Here is a 19,938-nt window from a genome sequence, read left to right as displayed (position 1 = left end):
TTTAGTTTTTGTAGTATTAATCCTCTGTTGGAGGAGGTGGCGGTGTTATGGGTATATCGTCTCCACAACATGCTTGGGGATCTGAACTATCGGTAATACTTTCTGGAGCGCAGGAAAAAAGCGCAACATTGAGGAAAACCGTAAATAGTATTAAAAATAATTTTTTCATTTTACTGTAATTAAAAATTAGACAATAGTGTTGCCGTCCGAGATGTTTTCTCGGAATGCATTACTGCACAGTGCAACACACGATGAGTTTTAAGAGACGTCTCTTTTCGGGAAGTATGGAGCACGAGAAGTAAAGCCATAAAACACTTCCCAGAGATTTTAGTGCTTTACTAAGTTGCTCCTAATTAAAAACTCGTAAGCCTTATTACGAGAAGGCATTTAATTGTGGTACAAATGAAATAAGATTTAGAAGTAGGCTGTGGAAATCTTGGGGAAAACTCATGGAAATTTTATGGAATATAGTTTCGATGGTTTTACCTTAAAAAAGCCTTAGATTCAAATTAACCCAAACCAAGAATTACATGCATAATGTATTATTAATAAAGGCTTTTGAAAAGGCAGGGGAAGACATAGGATCTACCAAAAAAGTAAGGATAGCAAGAAAACTATCTGATGTGATTTTTGAAGATTGCAAGCAACAGTATGGGGAAAAAATATTAGTGATAAATTATAATAGGCTAAAGAAAAACCCTGACACCAAAATTGAACTAAAATCTTTTGTAACAGATGCCCTAAGTCGTTACCTAGGGTATGCAAATTATGTTGCCTTTGCCAATGAAAACAGGGCCATAGAAACCATAGCTAAAACTGGAGCAAAACATCCTATATTTAATTTTTTAAAGCAAAACAAGGTTGCAATTATTGTTGCGGGTATATTGCTTATTGGGTTTGCCGTTTATTATTCAATAAGCAAACAGCGGTGGATGGTCTGGGAAGAAAACCAATATGTAGAAGTGAAGTTTGATGCAGAAAAATACAACTTAGGGCAGTTAAAGTTGTTTAATATTAAGCGGATTAAATACTTTAAGAAAATTGAAGTTGACTGCAATACAGAGTTTTTTGGGCCCGATGGGGAGGTGAAAGTTTGGTACGGAAAAAACAGCAAGAAAGAACTGGAATATTTTACGGCGTTGGGGTTACATCCTGAAACTGGAAAAACCTTAAATCCTATTACTTTGTATATGATAAAAAAACATATTTGTAAAACGTATTGATAATGTGTGTTCTTCAGCTTAATGCCAGCAATTACAGTAACAGCCTTAATTCGTTAATGTGCAGAGGCAGGTTTTGCTATAAGGCACATTTTATTGCCTCAACAGTTTTTTTGGAATTCCCAATAAAAATTTCATCTTCAATAATGATTACTGGTCTGCTTAAAAACGTGTAATGCTCTAGTATATAGTGCTTAAAATCTTTTTCGGTAAGGTTTTGGTTTTTTAAATCCATTTTCTTGTAGAGTTGGGCGCGCTTACTGAAAAGGGATTCGTAGCTTCCAGACAGGGCTTGCATTTCTTCAATTTGGTTAGCGGTTATCGGTTCACTTTTTATATCCTGCAATACAAATTCATCAGATAGATTGAGTTCTTTTAAAATTCTGGTACAGGTGCTGCAAGTTTTAAGGTAATATACTTTTTTCATCGTTTCATCGGTTTCAAAAAACAAATTAAAACTATATTTATCAAAAATTTAAACAATATGGAGTTTACGTTTCAAGTTTTGGAAAATACAAGAGGAATTCTTAAAAAAATTATAGAAAAAAACAGTATTGAAGACCTAAATAAGATACCTAAAGGATTCAACAACAATATTATTTGGAATATTGCCCATGCTGTGGTTTCAGAGCAGCTTTTAGCTTATAAATTATCTGGTTTAGAATCTTCTCTATCAGATGAAATGATTAACAAGTACAGAAAAGGCACTAAACCTAATGGAGTTGTATCGCAGACTGAAGTTGATGAGATAAAAGGACTTTTGTCTTCAACTTTAGAAAAAACAAAAGAGGATTATTACAATGATGTATTTGAGATCTATAATGCGTACACTGTTTCTACTACGGGAAATACACTAAACAATATTGATGAAGCTTTAGAATTTATAGCAATACATGAAGGTTTGCACTATGGTTATGTGCTAGCACTTTTAAAAGCTATTAAAGGTTAAATAGTCCTTGGCTTTCTCAAACGGGACTGTAAATTCAATAATTCCTGTTGCATAAGGCGCAATTTCATAGGGATTGTAAAGTAAAATAACGCCTTCTTCAGAAAAACCAATATTTGTTGGGAGATTAAAGGCATCTGGCTCAAAAAGTACAGTTTTATCGGTTACCTCGGCATCAAAAAATGGTTTTGCTAAGTTTTCGAAAGTTTTTATATCAGTAAAAAGCGCTTCGTTAGTTATTTGTTTGCCAGATGTTGTATCAAAATTTAAAAATGAAATGGTTGTGTTGCCGTGTGCCCCACCAGTATTTATATAGGAGGTAATGGAAATACTAATAATGTCGTTTGATTGAAAAATAACTTCGCCATCTATTTGTGCTTCCCAATGTTGCACTGTGTCTGGGAAGTCCTTCACAAAACTTTTATATTCCTGATTAAACATATCTATTTTTTCGGTAACAGACAGTGTTTTATCATTTGTTTTTGAAGGTTCACCTATGGAAAGAAAGGTGGCAACCGTATTTTCAATTTTAGAATTTATAGCATCACTAACAGTTTTATTACCATCAGCTTTGGGAATAAAAACCTCTGCTAAATCATTATTTTTTGTAGTGATTTGAACTTCAGTAAAAGATAGTTTTGCCTCTTCTTTTTTACAGGAAACAACTAAAAGAATGCACAAAAAAAGTAAAAAGGTTCTTTTGGCCAAAAGCGATAATTTTAATCTAGGTAGTAAATATAACCAATGTTTAGCCAGAGCAACCAATCGTTATTCTTGTTATAAACCAAGTCATGATTTAAACCATCTACCCAATCGTCAAAGTAATATTGCCATCTTAAATCGAGCATAAGATCTGAAAGCGGCCCAATTTTATACCTAAAACCGGCGCTAGTTACCATAGACCAGGTACTTCCAGGCGCAGGATCAACTGATCCAGGAGCCCATACTGAATAAAAATTATTTGGGTCTCCGATGTTTCCAACATCATTAGTACCGTTATCATAAGTAGTTATTACCTCTGGATTAAAAGATGTGTAGTGCACACCAAGACTTACAAATGGCGCTATGCGATAGCCGTATGCTTGAAAAGAGCGAATACTCAATGGGAAAAATTCTAATTGCGTACCTATATCTAAATTTTTTGCATATCCAGTATGTCCTCTTAGTCTATCGGCGTTATCACTTGTTCTGTCGGGTTGAACCCACCTACCAAAATGCTCTAATTTTGTTTTATTCCAAGAAATTTCATTTCTTAACTTAAAATGATCATTAAAGTACGTATCAGTAGTGTAGCAATTACAATCAGCTCTGTAGGAGAAATTTATATAATGAACGAGTCCTATACCTATGCCGGAATTACCAAAATTGGTGCGTTCGTCATCACGACTACCAAAATCCGATCTAAATTGCACAGGACCTGTTATAACGCCAATTTCGTGAGAAAAGCCTAATTGGGCTTGCGATGTTTGGCAAAAAGCAAACACACAGAGAGTAAGAGCTAAACGTTTTAAGTTAAGCGTCATAATATTTTATTTTCGAGGCGTTAACGCAACAAATATATAAAAAGCCGATGAACTACCAAATTATTCTGACGAAGTGCATTTGGCTTTTAATTGATATTGCGGAAAATTAAAAAAAAACATATTATTTTTAAAGATAACGTATCTTTGTGCTTCAAAATTATATATTCATTAAAATTTAAACATTTTTTAATCTATGAAAGACATAATTGCAGAATTTATGGATATGGTGAAAGAGCGTAATGGCCATGAACCAGAGTTTTTACAGGCAGTTGAAGAGGTTGCCGAAACTGTAATTCCATATATCGTCCAGCATGATATTTATTATGGAAAAAACGTTCTGCTTCGTATGGTAGAACCAGAACGCTTGATTTCATTTAGAGTGTGTTGGGTTGACGATGATGGAGAGATTCAAGTGAATAGAGGTTATCGTATTCAAATGAATTCTGCTATTGGCCCGTATAAAGGAGGTTTACGTTTTCACCCCACAGTAAATGCTAGTATTTTAAAGTTTTTAGCGTTTGAACAGGTGTTTAAAAATAGCCTAACAACATTGCCAATGGGCGGTGGTAAAGGTGGAAGCGATTTTGATCCGAAGGGAAAGAGTGATAACGAAATTATGAGATTCTGTCATGCATTTATGAGTGAACTGTTCAGGCATATTGGTCCAAATACTGATATACCTGCTGGCGATATAGGTGTTGGGCAAAGAGAAATAGGTTTTCTATTTGGTAAATATAGAAAGTTAAGAAACGAGTTTACAGGTGTTTTAACAGGAAAAGGGTTAACATGGGGAGGTTCATTAATTAGACCAGAAGCCACAGGTTATGGAACGGTTTATTTTGCCGAAAGTATGTTAAAAACTAAAGACGATAGCTTTGAAGGAAAAACTGTAGTAATTTCTGGTGCTGGTAATGTTGCACAATATGCTGCCGAAAAATCCATTCAGCTTGGTGCTAAAGTGGTAACCTTATCTGATTCATCTGGATATGTATATGATGAAGATGGTATAGACGAAGAGAAGCTTAAGTTTGTAATGAAGCTTAAAAACGAAAAGCGAGGACGTATTAGTGAATACGCAGAAGAATATCCAAATGCAAAATTTCATAAGGGAAAAACGCCTTGGAACGAAACCTGTGATATAGCCTTACCATGTGCCACGCAAAACGAATTGGACGGTGATGATGCTAAAGCCTTATTAAAAAATGGCTGTATGTGTGTTAGCGAAGGAGCTAATATGCCCTCTACAAAAGATGCCATTACTGAGTTTCAAGAAGCCAAAATTTTGTTTGCACCAGGAAAAGCATCAAATGCAGGTGGTGTTGCAACATCAGGACTAGAGATGACACAAAATTCGTTACGATATAAGTGGACTAGAGAAGAAGTAGATAAAAAACTTAAGGAAATTATGGCTGATATTCATCAATCTTGCACCGACTATGGTAAAGATGAAAACGGCTATATAGATTATGTAAAAGGCGCAAATATTGCAGGATTTGTAAAAGTAGCTGATGCGATGCTTGCACAAGGTGTGGTTTAGTCTATTGTTTAAGTTAAAATAGAAAAGCTTCCTTATTACAGGAAGCTTTTTTTGTATAAGTATATTATTTTAAGGGAAAACTCGTTACTTATAAATATATTTGAAAGCAGAACTATTGCTATGTTTAAAAAGTTTTTAATTGCATTAATTTTAGTATTCCCTTTTTTGCAGTTCGCCCAAAATTTTTCAGCTTTATGGGAGGGGCATTTTTCCTATTTTAATATTGTAGATACAGCCATAAGCGGTTCAAAAATTTATACTGCTTCGGAAAATGCCGTGTTTATTTATGACTCCGCAACTCAAGAAATAGAAGAAATTACCACGGTTAATGGATTATCAGGCGATGCCATATCAACATTAACTTATAGTGAAGCTTACAGGTTATTGTTAATAGGTTATGAGAGTGGATTGATGGAAGTCGTTCAGGATAACTCAACCGATATTTTAACAGTTGTAGATATTCTTAACAAAGTAACAATACCTCCGTCTAGCAAGGGCATAAATCACTTCAATATTTTTAACGATTTCGTTTACATAGCTACAGATTTTGGTATCTCTGTTTTTGATTTGGAACGTCTTGAATTTGGAGACACCTATTTTATTGGAGACCAAGGCAGTCAGTTGCGTGTTGGGCAAACCGCAATTTTTAATAATTATATTTATGCAGCATGCAGAAACGGTGGTATTAGAAGAGCAAGTGTCGAAAATGTAAATTTAATTGATTTTCAAAATTGGGAAGTAGTAGTTAACGGTGATTTTTTAGGGATCGAAGCTTTAACAAATAAACTGTATACAACAGGGAGCAACCAAATAATTTATGAAGTTAATGATAGCAGCATTATAAATCGTTTTAGGTATGATAGTATGCCTCTGCAAATAAGGAAGGAGAGCGACAATCTTGTGGTAGTTACTGACACTAATGTCTTTATTTATGATGAAGATTTCAATTTAATGGCGCAAATAGAGATTAACGAAAACTTTGATACAAAATATACATCTGCAGTATTGGATGTAGATACTATTTATATTGGCACAACAGATTTTGGGATACTAAAAACTTCAGTCTCTAATACGACGAACTTTGAGGAAATACATCCAGATGGCCCCTTATTAAACGCCCCGTTTTCATTAAAAGCTTTTTCAAATAAGTTATGGGTTACCTTTGGCGATTACACTTTGTTTCTTAATCCTTACCCTTTAGATAATCGTGGGTTTAGTTTATATGATGGAAGTGTATGGCAAAACACGCCCTATGCAAATCTTTTTGAGGCCAAATGCCTCAACAGTATTGCCGTAAATCCTTTTAACACCAATCAAGTTTTTATAAGTTCTTTTTTTAGTGGCATGTTGGAGTTGGAAAATAATATACCCTCCATACTATACAATACCACTAATAGTGATTTAGAGTCATTAATAACACCTGATCCAAACTATATAGATATTAGAGTTGGGCCATTAGAGTTTGATGAAGAGGGATTATTATGGTCTGTTACTAGTAGAATAAATAGACCGCTAAAATCATTTAATATTTCTAGCAGTACATGGAGATCTTACACCTTTGATGAAATAATATCGAATGATGCCAACAACGCTGGATTTCGAGACATGGTTATTGGTAGAGACGGCACAAAGTGGATTGCTAGTGAATCTTTTGGATGCATCGGGTTTAATGAAGAAGGTGGTGCTCCGAAGATTAAAAATTTGAGCGAGGACGATGAGAATATGCCATCTAAATTTGTTACGGCTTTGGCCCTAGATAGAAGATCACAATTATGGATAGGAACCCAAAGAGGCTTGAGGGTTTTATTTAATACTTCTAACTTTTTTGAAAATGAGAATGCGCAAGCTTCCGAAATAATAATAGAGGAGGATGGCATCGCAAAAGAACTTCTCTTCCAACAATTTATTTCAAAAATAGTTGTTGACGGCTCAAACAACAAATGGATAGGTACCATAGGCTCTGGATTATTTTATTTTTCTTCTGATGGCCAGCAAACAATCTTCCATTTCACGAAAGATGACTCGCCTTTGCCCTCAGATAATATTTCAGACTTGTCTTTGGATGAATCTAACGGTATACTTTATATCGCTACTGAAAAAGGATTAGTTTCTTTTAAGACTGGAAGCGCTTCTACTACTGAAGACTTTACAGAATCTCACGCTTATCCCAATCCCGTAAGGCCCGGGTTTAATATAGTTGAGGAGAAAGTTAAAATAACAGACCTCCCCCAAAATGTAAATATTAAAATTACAGACATTGAAGGAAACTTAGTGGCGGAGGCACAATCAAGAATAAATCAAAGGTACAACGGTTTTAACTTAGAAATTGATGGAGGTATTGCCTATTGGAACGGTAAAAACTTAGCAAATAATATTGTAGCCTCTGGTGTTTACCTTATAATGCTTGCAGATTTGGATAGTTTTGAAACCAAGGTGCTTAAATTAATGGTAGTAAGGTAATGTTAAGCACTACAAATGCCATTGTATTATCAAAGTTAAAATATCGTGACAACGACTTAATTGTAAAGTGCTATACGCAAGAACACGGTGTTGTAGGGTTTGTTCTTAACGGAATTTTAAAATCAAAGAAAACCAGCAAAAAAGCAGCATATTTTCAGGCGCTATCTCAAATACAGCTTGTTTTTAACTATACCAAAACACGCTCACTTTACACCGTAAAAGAAGTAAGGATTAATAACCCGTACACAAGTTTACATTCTCACATACTTAAAAGTGCAATAGTATTATTTTTATCAGAAATATTAACGATAGCACTACAGGAAGAAGAAAAAAATGAAGCACTTTACAGCTATTTAGAAACGACATTGTTATGGTTTGATACTGAAAATGAATACGCTAATTTTCATCTATTATTCCTATTAAAACTCACAAAATATTTAGGGTTTTATCCAGATACTTCAAATATTAACAAGGATTTTTTCAATTTGGAAGACGGCAGCTTCCAAGCAAAAGAAGAAGGAAAGCACAGTGTTTCAGGAGAAAATTTAATACTTTTAAAAGACCTGTTAGGTATAAAATTTGATGCATTGTATACTATTAAGATGAATGCACAAAAAAGACAATCATTTTTAAATATGATTTTGCTTTATTTTAGACTACATTTGGGCAATTTTAGAACCCCAAAGTCACTACAAGTTTTTAATCAAGTTTTTAGTTAAAAAATGAAACCCTATTATATGCTTTTGTTGTTTTTGCTGCTCTTTAAAGCAGTAGGCGCACAAAACATAAAAGTACTAAACACAATTACCGAAGAGCCTATTTTTGGTGTAGCTATTTTCGATGCAAACAAAACAAAAAGCGTTATTACCAATTTTAAAGGTGTTGCTAACCTAGAGAAATTTGCGCTGTCGGACACCCTTTATTTTCAGCACTTATCTCACATCACTAAAATTTCCACGAAAAGAGAAGTTTTAAAGACCAAGATTGTATATCTGGACGCGAATACTCAGGGATTAAAAGAAATTGTGGTTTCGGCCTCAAAATTTGAGCAGCATAAGAGAGATATTCCACAAAAAATTGTGAATAGTAACGCTGAAATTATAGAATTTTCAAATCCGCAAACCACTGCTGACGCACTCCAAAATACAGGTTCTGTATTTGTACAGAAAAGTCAATTAGGTGGAGGTAGCCCAATGATTAGAGGTTTTTCTACAAACCGCTTATTAATTACAGTAGATGGTGTTAGAATGAATAATGCCATTTTTAGAGGAGGTAATGTACATAACGTTATTGCCGTAGACCCTTTATCTATTCAAAGCACTGAAATTACTCTGGGTTCTGGCTCTGTTATTTATGGGAGCGATGCTATAGGAGGTGTTATGAGCTTTTATACTAAAACACCACAACTGTCTTTCACAGATTCTTTATTGGTAAAAGCTAATACTTTAGTTAGGTACGCCTCTGCTAGTGATGAAAAAACGGGACATTTAAATCTAAATCTGGGATATAAAAAATGGGGTTTTTTAACCAGCGCCACTTTCACGGATTTTAATGACTTAAAAATGGGTTCTCATGGACCGGACGATTATTTAAGGAAAGAGTTTGCGATTTCCGAAAATGGTATTGACGCCATCGTACAAAACCCCGATTCTAGAGTTCAAAAATTTTCTGGTTATAACCAGCTAAATCTCATGCAAAAAGTAAGCTTTAAGCCTTACAAGAATTTGAGTTTTGATTTAGGGTTGCATTTTTCAAATTCATCTGATATTCCAAGATACGACAGATTGCTTCGTTATAGAGGGGAAGATTTACGTTCTGCTGAATGGAATTATGGCCCACAACAATGGTTTATGTCCAATCTGCAAGTAACAAGACTTAGCAGTGGCTCCAATTTATATGATAAGATAAAAGCAACGGTTGCCTACCAAAATTTTAAGGAAAGTAGATTAGATAGAGACTTTCAGGCAGTTGAAAGACGACGACGGGAAGAGGCTGTTGACGCCTATTCCTTTAATGTGGATTTTGAAAAAAGACTGAGTGAAAAAACACGAATGTTCTACGGTATAGAATATGTATTTAACAAAGTGTCTTCTAATGGAACTACTGAAAATATTACTACAGGTAATATATCCAACACCATATCCAGATATCCAAACGGCGCAACATGGGCATCTGCAGCGGCATACACCAGTTTAAAATATAAACCAAATACTAGATTTGTGTTTCAATCCGGATTGCGATTCAACCATGTATCTTCTGAAGCGGATTTTACAGAGAACAATACATTTTTAAACCTTCCCTTCCAGAGTTCAAAAAATACAGCAGGTGCACTTACAGGAACAGCAGGTTTAACATGGTCGCCAAACCAAACCATGCAGTGGAAATTAAACGCAGCATCAGCATTTAGGGCACCAAATATTGATGATATTGGAAAGGTTTTTGATTCTGAACCAGGTTCGGTAGTAGTGCCTAATGAATTATTACGCCCTGAGTACGCTTATGGAGGCGAAGTAGGCCTAAAACTAGATTTCGAAAAAAAATTAGTACTTGATGTAAGTACTTATTATACGTATTTGGACAATGCTTTGGTGAGACGAGATTACACGCTAAATGGCGAACCAGAAATACTATACGATGGTGAATTAAGTAATGTACAGGCCATACAAAATGCATCAAAAGCATGGATTTATGGTTTTGAAGTAGGGTTAAAAATGAAGTTTAACGAAGCCTTGAGCTTAACATCCCAGTACAGTGTGATAGGAGGTACTGAAGAAAACGATAATATTGAAGTGCCTATACGTCATGTGGCACCAAGTTTTGGTAATACGCATTTAGTTTGGAAACATAAAAGTTTAATTATTGATGCTTTCGCTATTTATAACGGAGAATTATCTTTTAATGAATTGGCACCTTCCGAAATTGAAAAGGATTTTATTTATGCAGCGGATGAAAATGGCAATCCATACTCGCCATCATGGTATACACTGAATTTTCGAGGGCAATATAAAGTGAATGCCAATACTACGATTACAGCAGCTTTAGAAAATATTACAGACCAACGCTATAGACCATATTCATCAGGGATAGCAGCACCAGGGCGAAATCTAGTTTTTGCTTTAAAATATAGTCTATAAAAAATACGCCATTCAAATTTGAATGGCGTACACTAATATTGTTTCAGTAAAAACTTTATTTCTTTATAAATTTCTTGCTTATTGCAGTTCCGTTTGCTAACGCAATGTTGGCAATATAAACAGAACCTTTTAAGGTACTTAAATTATAAGATTCGTTATTGCTTACACCTTTTAATTGATATAGTGATCGTCCCAAAAGATCAAATATTTCAATAGACTTAAACGTAGAGGTTTCAGTAGAAAACTTAATGTTACTGTCATCTTGCTGCACAATTTTAATGGTGTTTTCTTGAGATTCAAAATCTTCGCTAGATAAAGCAGCGGCACTAAACGCAATTTCAAAGCGGTCATTAAATTCCCCAACTTCAGATGTAAAGTTGTAATCGCTATCAGATAAATTATGGATGGTACTTGTTAAGTTGTCTTTTAAATACACATTGTTATTTGATAGAAAGTCGCCTTCTAATTGTGCTATAGATAAAGTGTAGTTTGTAGGAACATCAATATAGGTCTTAAAGCCTAATTTAACTATCTCATCCGTATTTAAGCTATTACTTGCTTTACCTTGAATTGCAAATTTCTTATCCGGATTTTCTATTAAAGAATATAATGCTGCACTTGTATTGCTCGATAAATTTTTTAAGGCATCATAATACATACCGTCATAGTTATCGGTAGCATTATCTATGTAACCTATAAGTGTTTGGTTGTAAACACCATTATCTGAGTTAAGATTAATCCACAACTTGTTAAACGTATTTGATGTGTTTTTTGACGCGTCGCTTTTAAAAAATTGACTGTTATCAGTAGCTCCAAAAACTCTCATTGAATTATTAAAAGAAACATCTGCTGTGAAAATATTCCCAGAAACTAATGTTGCTGTAGCAGTATTATCCATTGATACAAAAAAGGCTTGCCCAGAAGGAATAAATCTGTTAGGAATAACACCATCACCACCAGCCGTTTGACCTGTTCCATTTATTATGGCGTAATCAGCATCCGCGAAGTTTAATCCTTCATTTCCGTTTGCTGTCTCCGAAGGCGCAGTATTTTGAGACCACATAAAAATGGCACCATCAATTGTTGAACCAGTTGCAGTTGTAACACTCGCATCAATAGCACTATTAGCCGCCAAAAACAAGTCAGCATCAATAGCTGATGGGTATGGGTTACCGATTAAATTCCAGTTACTATCTAATAGTTCTGAATCATTTCTGTAAACGGGAACATCAATAACACCATTGTTAAAAGGCCCTTCAAAGGAATAAACAAAGGATTTGGGTACTGCACCAGGAGATACATTAAATAAAAATTCCTGGTGTGTAGCAGCATAACCAACACCAGCTTGCATTATTACGCTTCCATCAACCCATTGCCAGTCATCACCATTATCATCTATGTCGTCTTGTCCAGGTAATGTCGCATCATTATTATTTGTTTCTGCAGTTGCATCCAAGTAATTTTGAGCGTTATAAACGAAACGTCTGGATATCTGAGATTCAAATAATCCATTTCCTATCGTTTCTCCAGCTACAGGAGAACTCCAATAGGTATATTCGTACCATGCATTAAGAGGGGAAGTTCTTTTATTAACAGTAATATCACCATTAATGATATTTACTGAGGCATCGTTATTTTGAACAAAAGCGCCGTAAGGTTGAACCGTAATTGATGAACCAGTCGTTACAGTTAATTCATTTTCTACTTCAATAAAATTATTATTATCAATATTTAAGGTTGAGTTGTTATTTATAGTTAAAGTACAAGCACTAAAACTTCCATCTGTAGTTGTGTTATAATCCCCATTTATTATGGCTGATGTACTTAAATCGGGTCCTACACCAGCATTACTCCAAGTTGTTCCGTCCCATGTAACAGCAGGATTACAAGGAGCTAATGTTCCCCAAATTTCAATGTTATCTATGGCTATATCTTCCTCACCTCCATTTAATCTAAACTCAACCTGTATGTCAATCAATGATCCAGTTCCAGATATTATTTGAGTAAATTGAGAAAAAGTGTTAGTAATAGCAGTTCCATCCCCAACACCGTTGAAATCAGTATCCAATAAGGGCTCCGTATTCGGTCCGCCACTTCCTTCAATCCATAACAGTTCTACAAAACTTCCCGAATTATCTATGTCATAATTGAAATGAACATAATCAAGATTGTCCCAATCTTCATTGGTCCCATCGTCATCTTCAGCTAAATGAACCCTAAACTCTAAGTTTGTATATCCACTTATGTTAATATCATCAATATTTAAAAAAACAGGAATGGTCGCACCTTGGCCGTCTGTATCCTGGGTTGTAAAGTAATAACTTCCTTGTATGTTTAAGAAATCTTCGTTAATTATATCAGAGCCATCCGTTCTAATAAAATAATCATTATTATTTACATTAACTATAGTCACAAATTCAGGAATAGAAGTAGTATAACCGCCTGGACTTTCAAAATCAAATTGTGCCAGCATAGTCTGCCCATAACCAAAACTAAAAGCTAAAAGCAATAGTAATATTGAGGTAATTTTTTTCATCATGTTAAGTTTTAAAACCATACTTCGATAAAAAACGCAGTATAGCAGATTTGGATCTATTAATTATACTATTTTAATCATTTTCAATTGTTATTTTTGATGTTGTAAAATGCAAACCAAAAAAACATATACCGTACAAGAGGCTACTAAAAAACTAGAGCACTATTGCGCCTATCAAGAACGTTGTCATCAAGAAGTTAGGCGAAAGCTAAAGTCTATGCACATGATACCCGAGGCTATCGATGTGATTATAGTACATCTTTTGCAGCATAACTATCTTAACGAAACACGGTTCGCCAAAACATATGTTAGTGGTAAGTTTAGAATTAAGGCTTGGGGCCGACGCCGATTAACTGCTGAATTGCAGCAAAAAGACATTAGCAAAGTTAATATAAATCAAGCACTTGCAGAAATAGAAGAATCGGAGTACATCGAGGTTTTCAATAATTTAGCCGAAAAAAAAGCAAATTCCATGACAGAAACCGGCAAGCTTAAAAAAAAGCGAAAATTAATCGATTATCTGCTATATAGAGGCTGGGAAACGCACTTGGTGTACGAAAAGGCTAGAGAACTTTTCGGGTAAATCCATAAAAAAGCGGATAAAGTGTAAAACTAGATCCGCTTTTTTTGATGTTTTGTTTGTTTTACCTATAAGTTAAAACTTGCTCCAAAATTTACCGTAAATTGGTTGTGAAGCATCTCAGCGGGGGTTAAGGCATCTGAATTGTATTTTGCCAAAGGCGTATTCAATTCTGTATAAATACCAAAACCATCCGTAAAGAAATAACGTGCCCCAAGGTGACCACCGAAATTCTTTAAACCTAGACTTAAACCTGGATAAATATCAAAATTGTCCCCAGCGTTAATTACGTTTCCTAAGTTGGCATTAAAACGTGCTCTAACATCAAAACGGTCGCCAAAATCGGCATCAATAGCGTTTTCAACCCCTAAAAGGTACGTTGAGGTAAAACCAAATGAAATGTTATCTCCAACACCGTAATCATAACTGATATTAATACCGGTACCATTATCTTGGGCGTTTAAACCAACCTGAAATTTGTTGTCGTTCTTACCAATATAAGCCTGTGCATCAATAAATGATACACTTAAAATTGCAAGTATTAAAATAAATTTTTTCATAATAAAAAAGTGTTTTTCGATTTGAGATTTAAATATAAGTGTGCAAATATATTACAAGTTTTAAAACAGCAAAGGTTTTATAAATGTTTATGGGTACGTACAATGGCTTGTTCGTTCTTCCAGTCTATCCATTTTTGCCCTTTAATTCTGCGCATTACATTATCAAAACTGCGCATAATAACAACGTTATATATGGCCTTAACAAAGTTTTTTGGGTTTCTGGCAATAGCGCGCAAACTCATGGAAAATCCAGGGGTTACATAACGCATATAGTGCCAATAGCCTTCTGGCATGTACAATACTTCGCCATGGTTAAGCTCGGTTTTGTAACCTCTAGCTTTTTTAAGCATGGGCCATTTTTCAAAATCAGGATTATTAAAATCTATATCCTCTCTTGTTATTAACGAATGCGGAATTTTATAGAGATATTTGTTTTGCTTTTGATCAAATAAAATACACTCTTTTTCCCCCTCAAAGTGAAAATGAAAAATATTGGCCAAATCAATATCATAGTGCATAAAGGTATGCGAATCGCGTCCGCCAAAAAATAGCATGGGGATACCTTTCATGAGGCGCAACCCAAAATCCGGAAATGTAAAATCGTTTTGTAATTGGGGAATTTCCTTAAGTGCATTCCAAAGAAAAATACGGTATTTCGTAGGTTCACGCTTTAGTAAATCTATGTAGTCGCCAAGTTTCATTTTAGCATGCGGCTCGTTAAAACCATCTTTATAGTCCACTGGCCTGTCATCATATAACGGCACTGTTAAATCGCCGCCAATAGTTTTAAAGTAGTCTAAATTCCAAGAATTATAAGCAGGCCAATCGTCAATAAAACGTTCAATAACCACGGGTTTTTGAGGTTTAAAATAATGCTCTAAAAAATCCGCCTTCGAAATTGTTTTTACACGCGGAATATCCTGTAGATTTAACGCCAAAGTTTGTTTAGTTTGATGCCGTAAAGTTAAGAAAACGTTACCAAAAGTAAAATAGTATTTTGGGTGCCTGCCTACCTGCGCTATCGCGTGCAGGTTACCTTTCTAAGGTCGGGTTGGGCTTGCCGGTAGGCTTTACGTTCCAAGTCCTTACTCGCTCCAGCGAGTTTGCTATGGGCTTTAAACTTTGGTTGCTGAGGTTCTCGAAGCACAATCCCTAATGCGGGTCTGTTAGCCAAGGTAGGGTTTTATCGTTTTGGTGATGCTTTTTTGGAGGGGCTCGTTTAACTCTAGCGGATATTTACTATTTTTTTCTAATAAATCAAGATATAAATACTTCAAACAGGCAAAGCAATTCCATTTTTAAAATTCTTTTTTTAATTCAAACGTTTTCGTGAAAAAAGTCATTTTTTTAAGCTATTTAATTGACTACATTTGTGTTCTAATTTGATATAAAACTATAATAATGAAGACTCTAAACGATTTCAATTTTGAAAATAAAAAAGCCCTAATCCGTGTTGATTTTAATGTGCCTCTAAATGAAAATTTTGAGGTAACGGATGCTACACGAATTGTGTCTGCAAAACCAACAATCATTAAAATTTTAGAAGATGGCGGTAGTTGTATCTTAATGTCGCATTTAGGTCGCCCAAAAGGGTTTCAAGACGAGTTTTCTTTAAAGCATATTGTATCTAAGGTTGAGGATGTTTTAGGTGTAGGCGTAAAATTTGTTGCCGATTGTGTAGGTGCTGATGTTGAGGCTGCAGCAGCAAGCTTAGAACCAGGCGAAATTTTATTATTGGAAAATCTTCGTTTTCATGACGAAGAGAAGGCAGGCGATGAAGGATTTGCTGAAAAGCTGTCCAAACTTGGTGATATTTATGTAAATGATGCTTTTGGTACCGCGCATAGAGCACATGCTTCCACCACTATTGTTGCTCAGTTTTTCAAAGGCAAAAAATGCTTTGGAAACTTATTGGCACAAGAAATTGAAAGTATTAAAAAAGTTATGGAAACCGGTGAAAAACCCGTGTTGGCTATTCTTGGTGGAGCAAAAGTATCTTCAAAAATCACCATTATTGAAAATATTCTAGATAAAGTAGATCACCTGATAATAGGTGGTGGTATGGCATTTACGTTTGTAAAAGCACAAGGCGGAAAGATTGGGAATTCCATTTGCGAAGATGATAAAATGGGGCTTGCTTTAGAAATTTTGGAACAAGCCAAAGCCAAAAATGTACAGATACATATTCCTGTTGATACTGTTGCGGCAGATGCCTTTAGTAACGATGCCAATACACAAATTTGTGATATTAATGCCATTCCTGATGGTTGGGAAGGTGTGGATGCTGGACCAAAATCTCGTGAGCAATTCCACAAGGTGGTTATGGAAAGTAAAACCATTTTATGGAACGGGCCACTAGGTGTTTTTGAAATGGAAAGTTTTGCTGCTGGCACCATAGCTTTAGGAGACTCAATTGCAGAAGCTACTAAAGAAGGAGCCTTTTCACTTGTTGGTGGTGGCGATTCTGTAGCGGCTGTTAAACAATTTGGTTTTCAAGATAAAGTAAGCTATGTAAGTACTGGTGGTGGGGCTATGTTGGAAAGTTTGGAGGGTAAAACACTTCCCGGTATTGCAGCTATTTTAGCATAAAGTAATTTGGGCGCCTGCCTACCGGCAGGCAGGTTACCCCACCCTTCGACAAGCTCAGGGCTAGAGGGGTCCGGGCTTTCCGCTAATAGTTTTGGCTATATACGCTCCTCACCAAAAGCTACCCTTTGGTTGTTGAGGTACTCGAAGCACAATCCTTAACGCAGTTTACGTTGTATAAAGCTCAAAACAACAAAGCACTTAATGCTACTGTGTTTTTAAGAAATTTTTTATTTCAACCAAAAAACACGATTTTAGCCATATTGTAGTTCCTAAAAGAACAAATATAATATGGCTTTTCGTTTTTTATTCATATTCCTATTTACGTTTTGTGCCCTTTCTTTTGGGCAGGTGCAAGATTCTGTGTCTGTCACACAAGAACCAATTAAAGATACATTAATAGATGCAAAACAAAGCATAGTAAAACCTATTAAGCCTATTGCTGAAGAAGATACGCTTTCATCAAAATTTTTTAAGGATGAAACAAAATGGGCTGAGCTAGATGAAAAATGGAGAAAAGAATTCTATAACAACAATTTATTTGATACAATTTATAAATCGGTAACCGAAATGAGCTTCGAGGAAATAGATTTTCCCGAATTGCCTACCGATACTTTAAAGAAACGCTTGAAGGAGCTTGATGCCAGAACGCCTTTTAACGTATCGTACAATCCATCGTTAGAGAGTGTCATAAAATCATATTTAAAGCATCGCAGTAAACATTTGCAAAAGCTAATGGCAATGAGCGCTTACTATTTTCCATTATTTGAGCAAGAATTAGACAATCAAAACATTCCATTAGAAATAAAATATTTGGCCATTGTAGAATCTGCGCTAAAACCAAATGCAAAATCAAGAGTTGGCGCAACAGGGTTATGGCAATTTATGTTTGGTACAGGAAAAGAATACGGTTTAGATGTAAGCAGTTATGTTGATGAACGCAGCGACCCGATAAAGTCAACTAAGGCCGCAGCAAAATATTTAGCCAGATTATACAAAATTTTTGGCGATTGGGATTTAGCGCTAGCAGCTTATAATTCAGGCCCTGGCAATGTAACAAAAGCCATTCGTCGCTCTGGAGGTTACCAAAACTATTGGAACATTCGTCATAATTTACCTAGGGAAACTGCAGGATATTTACCAGCATTTTTGGCCAATATGTATATTTTTGAATATGCTGAGGAACATGGTTTCAAAAGATATAAATCTGAGACTGCTTATTTTGAAACCGATACCGTTGTGGTGAAGCAAATGATAACTTTAGATCAGGTTTCGGAAGTTACAGGAACGCCTGTTGAGCAACTTCAGTTTTTAAACCCTTCGTATAAGCTGGATATTATTCCAGTAGTTAAAGGAGAAAACTACACTTTACGATTGCCTACTGATGTTATCGGCGCCTTTGTAAATAATGAAGAAGAAATCTATGCTTTTGCTAAAGAAGAAACAGAAAAACGAGAAAAACCGTTGCCTCAATTTTTTAATGCAAATGACAAAATTAGATATCGTGTAAAATCAGGTGATTATTTAGGCAAAATAGCCAGAATTTATGGTGTTCGTGTTAGCGATATAAAACGTTGGAATGGTTTGCGGAATAACGATTTGAAAATTGGACAACGGCTTTCAATTTACCCTAGAAAACCAGTGGTTTCTGCGCCAAAAATTGCTACAAAAAAGCCAAAACCAAAGCCTATTTCTGGTGATGTTATTATATACACAGTGCAAAGCGGAGATTCACTTTGGAGCATATCTCAAAAGTTTTCTGGAGTTTCCATTCAAAATATTAAAGATTGGAACGGTATTAGTGGTAGTAAATTAAAGCCAGGAATGAAGTTGAAAATTTCAAAAGGATAACTTCGAAAAAATCAAAACCATGAGAAAAATAGTAAGTGTTTTAATAATTGCTGTACTACTTATGTCGTGTAAAGACGACAAATCAAAAAACAAAAGAATACTTTTTGATTCAGAGGGAAGAATTAATGATGTCTCTGTTGTGATTGACAATGAAAACTGGAAAGGACGTTTGGGAGAAGCGATAAGAGAGCTACTTACGGTCCCAGTTTATGGTTTGCCACAAGATGAGCCTACCTTCGACCTTAATCAAATACCACCGCAAGTTTTTACGGATTTTATAACGAGAAGGCGAACGGTTTTAAAAGTTGAAATGGGAAAACCTGCGGGTATTACAATTAGGGACAATGTATATGCAAAGCCCCAAAAAGTGATTTTAATTACTGGGAAAACCAAACAAGAGATTGAGGATGTTTTAAAAGAAAACGCTTCTAAAATAATTGAAACCTTCAGAAATATTGAGTTGAAAGAGCGACAACGTATCATAAGGAAATCACTTTTTAACTCTAAAGAGGTTAGTGATAAATTAGGTTTAAAAATTGAATTTCCCAGCGCATATAGAATTGCGAGAGAGGATGACAACTTCTTTTGGATAAGAAGGGATATTAATACAGGCACACTTAATTTACTGCTTTTTGAACTGCCAGAAGACGCCATAAGGAAGGATAGCGTTGTAAATCAAATTGTTACGATAAGAGATTCTATCGGAAGGCAATACATTGAGGGGCCAGTTGAAGGCTCATTTATGACTACCGAAATGGCATACACACCTTTTCATGGAGAAACCATTTTAGATAATAAGCCCACTTTGGAAACCAAAGGAATGTGGGATGTAAAAAATGCGTTTATGGCAGGACCTTATATCAATTATGCCATTGAAGATAAAATAAACAAACGCTGGTTAATTGCCGAGGGGTTTGCTTTTGCCCCATCTGTTGAGAAACGTGATTACATGTTTGAACTAGAGGCAATAATTAAGAGCATTAAGATAGATAAGTAGAGGTAAAG

Annotated in this window: 17 protein-coding genes; 10 read left to right on the top strand and 7 right to left on the bottom strand. The window is 35.3% G+C overall.

What is annotated here, in order from left to right; translation table 11 throughout:
• Positions 1-16: 16 nt before the first annotated feature.
• The gene (locus AC1B0Z_RS11050) at positions 17-169 is read right to left on the bottom strand and encodes a hypothetical protein (RefSeq protein WP_483792045.1); all 153 of its coding nucleotides are present in this window, start codon (positions 167-169) and stop codon (positions 17-19) included.
• A gap of 361 nt (positions 170-530) precedes the next feature.
• On the opposite strand from AC1B0Z_RS11050, the gene AC1B0Z_RS11045 reads away from it, so the two are divergent.
• Positions 531-1,223 (top strand): hypothetical protein, encoded by a 693-nt coding sequence (locus AC1B0Z_RS11045; protein ID WP_483792044.1) that lies wholly within the window; start codon positions 531-533, stop codon positions 1,221-1,223.
• 76 nt (positions 1,224-1,299) lie between these two features.
• Here AC1B0Z_RS11045 and AC1B0Z_RS11040 read toward each other — a convergent pair whose 3' ends face one another.
• Entirely contained in the window at positions 1,300-1,647 is a 348-nt protein-coding gene (locus AC1B0Z_RS11040) for an arsenate reductase family protein (RefSeq protein WP_483792043.1), read from the bottom strand.
• 57 nt (positions 1,648-1,704) lie between these two features.
• On the opposite strand from AC1B0Z_RS11040, the gene AC1B0Z_RS11035 reads away from it, so the two are divergent.
• Positions 1,705-2,169: a DinB family protein gene (locus AC1B0Z_RS11035; protein ID WP_483792042.1), complete on the top strand. Its 465-nt coding sequence runs from the start codon at positions 1,705-1,707 to the stop codon at positions 2,167-2,169.
• On the opposite strand, the gene AC1B0Z_RS11030 is transcribed toward AC1B0Z_RS11035, so the two are convergent.
• Both AC1B0Z_RS11030 and AC1B0Z_RS11025 read right to left on the bottom strand, forming a co-directional pair.
• Positions 2,149-2,874: a DUF3298 and DUF4163 domain-containing protein gene (locus AC1B0Z_RS11030; RefSeq protein ID WP_483792041.1), complete on the bottom strand. Its 726-nt coding sequence runs from the start codon at positions 2,872-2,874 to the stop codon at positions 2,149-2,151. The two genes, AC1B0Z_RS11035 and AC1B0Z_RS11030, sit on opposite strands and share 21 nt — an antisense overlap.
• An 11-nt stretch (positions 2,875-2,885) precedes the next feature.
• A complete protein-coding gene (locus AC1B0Z_RS11025; protein WP_483792040.1) occupies positions 2,886-3,689 on the bottom strand; it encodes a THC0290_0291 family protein in 804 nt (267 codons plus the stop codon).
• A 193-nt stretch (positions 3,690-3,882) separates the two neighbouring features.
• Between AC1B0Z_RS11025 and gdhA the strand changes: the two genes are divergently transcribed.
• The 4 genes from gdhA (at position 3,883) to AC1B0Z_RS11005 (ending at position 10,820) form a co-directional block, all read left to right on the top strand.
• Positions 3,883-5,226, top strand: coding sequence for an NADP-specific glutamate dehydrogenase (gdhA, locus tag AC1B0Z_RS11020; RefSeq protein WP_483792039.1), 1,344 nt, complete (start codon positions 3,883-3,885; stop codon positions 5,224-5,226).
• Positions 5,227-5,346: 120 nt separating this feature from the next.
• Positions 5,347-7,686: a type IX secretion system anionic LPS delivery protein PorZ gene (gene porZ / locus AC1B0Z_RS11015; protein WP_483792038.1), complete on the top strand. Its 2,340-nt coding sequence runs from the start codon at positions 5,347-5,349 to the stop codon at positions 7,684-7,686.
• Complete coding sequence (recO, locus tag AC1B0Z_RS11010; protein ID WP_483792037.1) at positions 7,686-8,405, top strand: DNA repair protein RecO; 720 nt, start codon at positions 7,686-7,688, stop codon at positions 8,403-8,405. The genes porZ and recO overlap by 1 nt, the downstream gene beginning before the upstream one ends.
• Before the next feature lie 3 nt (positions 8,406-8,408).
• Positions 8,409-10,820, top strand: a complete 2,412-nt coding sequence (locus tag AC1B0Z_RS11005) for a TonB-dependent receptor (RefSeq protein WP_483792036.1) — start codon at positions 8,409-8,411, stop codon at positions 10,818-10,820.
• Positions 10,821-10,875: 55 nt separating this feature from the next.
• Here AC1B0Z_RS11005 and AC1B0Z_RS11000 read toward each other — a convergent pair whose 3' ends face one another.
• Positions 10,876-13,359: a T9SS type A sorting domain-containing protein gene (locus AC1B0Z_RS11000; protein WP_483792035.1), complete on the bottom strand. Its 2,484-nt coding sequence runs from the start codon at positions 13,357-13,359 to the stop codon at positions 10,876-10,878.
• Between the two features lie 106 nt (positions 13,360-13,465).
• Here AC1B0Z_RS11000 and AC1B0Z_RS10995 point away from each other — a divergent pair, with 106 nt between their 5' ends.
• The gene (locus tag AC1B0Z_RS10995) at positions 13,466-13,939 is read left to right on the top strand and encodes a regulatory protein RecX (RefSeq protein WP_483792034.1); all 474 of its coding nucleotides are present in this window, start codon (positions 13,466-13,468) and stop codon (positions 13,937-13,939) included.
• Positions 13,940-14,004: 65 nt separating this feature from the next.
• Here the strand turns inward: AC1B0Z_RS10995 and AC1B0Z_RS10990 are convergent, their stop codons facing one another.
• A complete protein-coding gene (locus AC1B0Z_RS10990) occupies positions 14,005-14,496 on the bottom strand; it encodes a DUF6646 family protein (protein WP_483792033.1) in 492 nt (163 codons plus the stop codon).
• Between the two features lie 77 nt (positions 14,497-14,573).
• On the bottom strand, positions 14,574-15,434 hold the full coding sequence (locus AC1B0Z_RS10985; RefSeq protein ID WP_483792032.1) for a cupin-like domain-containing protein: 861 nt from the start codon (positions 15,432-15,434) through the stop codon (positions 14,574-14,576).
• 463 nt (positions 15,435-15,897) lie between these two features.
• On the opposite strand from AC1B0Z_RS10985, the gene AC1B0Z_RS10980 reads away from it, so the two are divergent.
• The 3 genes from AC1B0Z_RS10980 (at position 15,898) to AC1B0Z_RS10970 (ending at position 19,930) form a co-directional block, all read left to right on the top strand.
• Positions 15,898-17,085 (top strand): phosphoglycerate kinase, encoded by a 1,188-nt coding sequence (locus AC1B0Z_RS10980; protein ID WP_483792031.1) that lies wholly within the window; start codon positions 15,898-15,900, stop codon positions 17,083-17,085.
• Positions 17,086-17,373: 288 nt separating this feature from the next.
• Positions 17,374-18,933, top strand: coding sequence for a LysM peptidoglycan-binding domain-containing protein (locus AC1B0Z_RS10975; RefSeq protein WP_483792030.1), 1,560 nt, complete (start codon positions 17,374-17,376; stop codon positions 18,931-18,933).
• A gap of 19 nt (positions 18,934-18,952) precedes the next feature.
• A complete protein-coding gene (locus AC1B0Z_RS10970; protein WP_483792029.1) occupies positions 18,953-19,930 on the top strand; it encodes a DUF4837 family protein in 978 nt (325 codons plus the stop codon).
• Positions 19,931-19,938 lie beyond the last annotated feature (8 nt).

This window comes from Hyunsoonleella sp. J2K-J805, from assembly GCF_057167125.1.
The sequence above is the reverse complement of the archived record's forward strand: the minus strand, read 5'-3'. Positions and strand labels throughout refer to the sequence as shown.

Bases quoted from the DNA above. Each gene is read 5' to 3' on its own strand.
- AC1B0Z_RS11050 (WP_483792045.1), bottom strand. From the start codon at position 169: ATGAAAAAATTATTTTTAATACTATTTACGGTTTTCCTCAATGTTGCG.
- AC1B0Z_RS11045 (WP_483792044.1), top strand. From the start codon at position 531: ATGCATAATGTATTATTAATAAAGGCTTTTGAAAAGGCAGGGGAAGAC.
- AC1B0Z_RS11040 (WP_483792043.1), bottom strand. From the start codon at position 1,647: ATGAAAAAAGTATATTACCTTAAAACTTGCAGCACCTGTACCAGAATT.
- AC1B0Z_RS11035 (WP_483792042.1), top strand. From the start codon at position 1,705: ATGGAGTTTACGTTTCAAGTTTTGGAAAATACAAGAGGAATTCTTAAA.
- AC1B0Z_RS11025 (WP_483792040.1), bottom strand. From the start codon at position 3,689: ATGACGCTTAACTTAAAACGTTTAGCTCTTACTCTCTGTGTGTTTGCT.
- gdhA (WP_483792039.1), top strand. From the start codon at position 3,883: ATGAAAGACATAATTGCAGAATTTATGGATATGGTGAAAGAGCGTAAT.
- porZ (WP_483792038.1), top strand. From the start codon at position 5,347: ATGTTTAAAAAGTTTTTAATTGCATTAATTTTAGTATTCCCTTTTTTG.
- recO (WP_483792037.1), top strand. From the start codon at position 7,686: ATGTTAAGCACTACAAATGCCATTGTATTATCAAAGTTAAAATATCGT.
- AC1B0Z_RS11005 (WP_483792036.1), top strand. From the start codon at position 8,409: ATGAAACCCTATTATATGCTTTTGTTGTTTTTGCTGCTCTTTAAAGCA.
- AC1B0Z_RS11000 (WP_483792035.1), bottom strand. From the start codon at position 13,359: ATGATGAAAAAAATTACCTCAATATTACTATTGCTTTTAGCTTTTAGT.
- AC1B0Z_RS10995 (WP_483792034.1), top strand. From the start codon at position 13,466: ATGCAAACCAAAAAAACATATACCGTACAAGAGGCTACTAAAAAACTA.
- AC1B0Z_RS10990 (WP_483792033.1), bottom strand. From the start codon at position 14,496: ATGAAAAAATTTATTTTAATACTTGCAATTTTAAGTGTATCATTTATT.
- AC1B0Z_RS10980 (WP_483792031.1), top strand. From the start codon at position 15,898: ATGAAGACTCTAAACGATTTCAATTTTGAAAATAAAAAAGCCCTAATC.
- AC1B0Z_RS10975 (WP_483792030.1), top strand. From the start codon at position 17,374: ATGGCTTTTCGTTTTTTATTCATATTCCTATTTACGTTTTGTGCCCTT.
- AC1B0Z_RS10970 (WP_483792029.1), top strand. From the start codon at position 18,953: ATGAGAAAAATAGTAAGTGTTTTAATAATTGCTGTACTACTTATGTCG.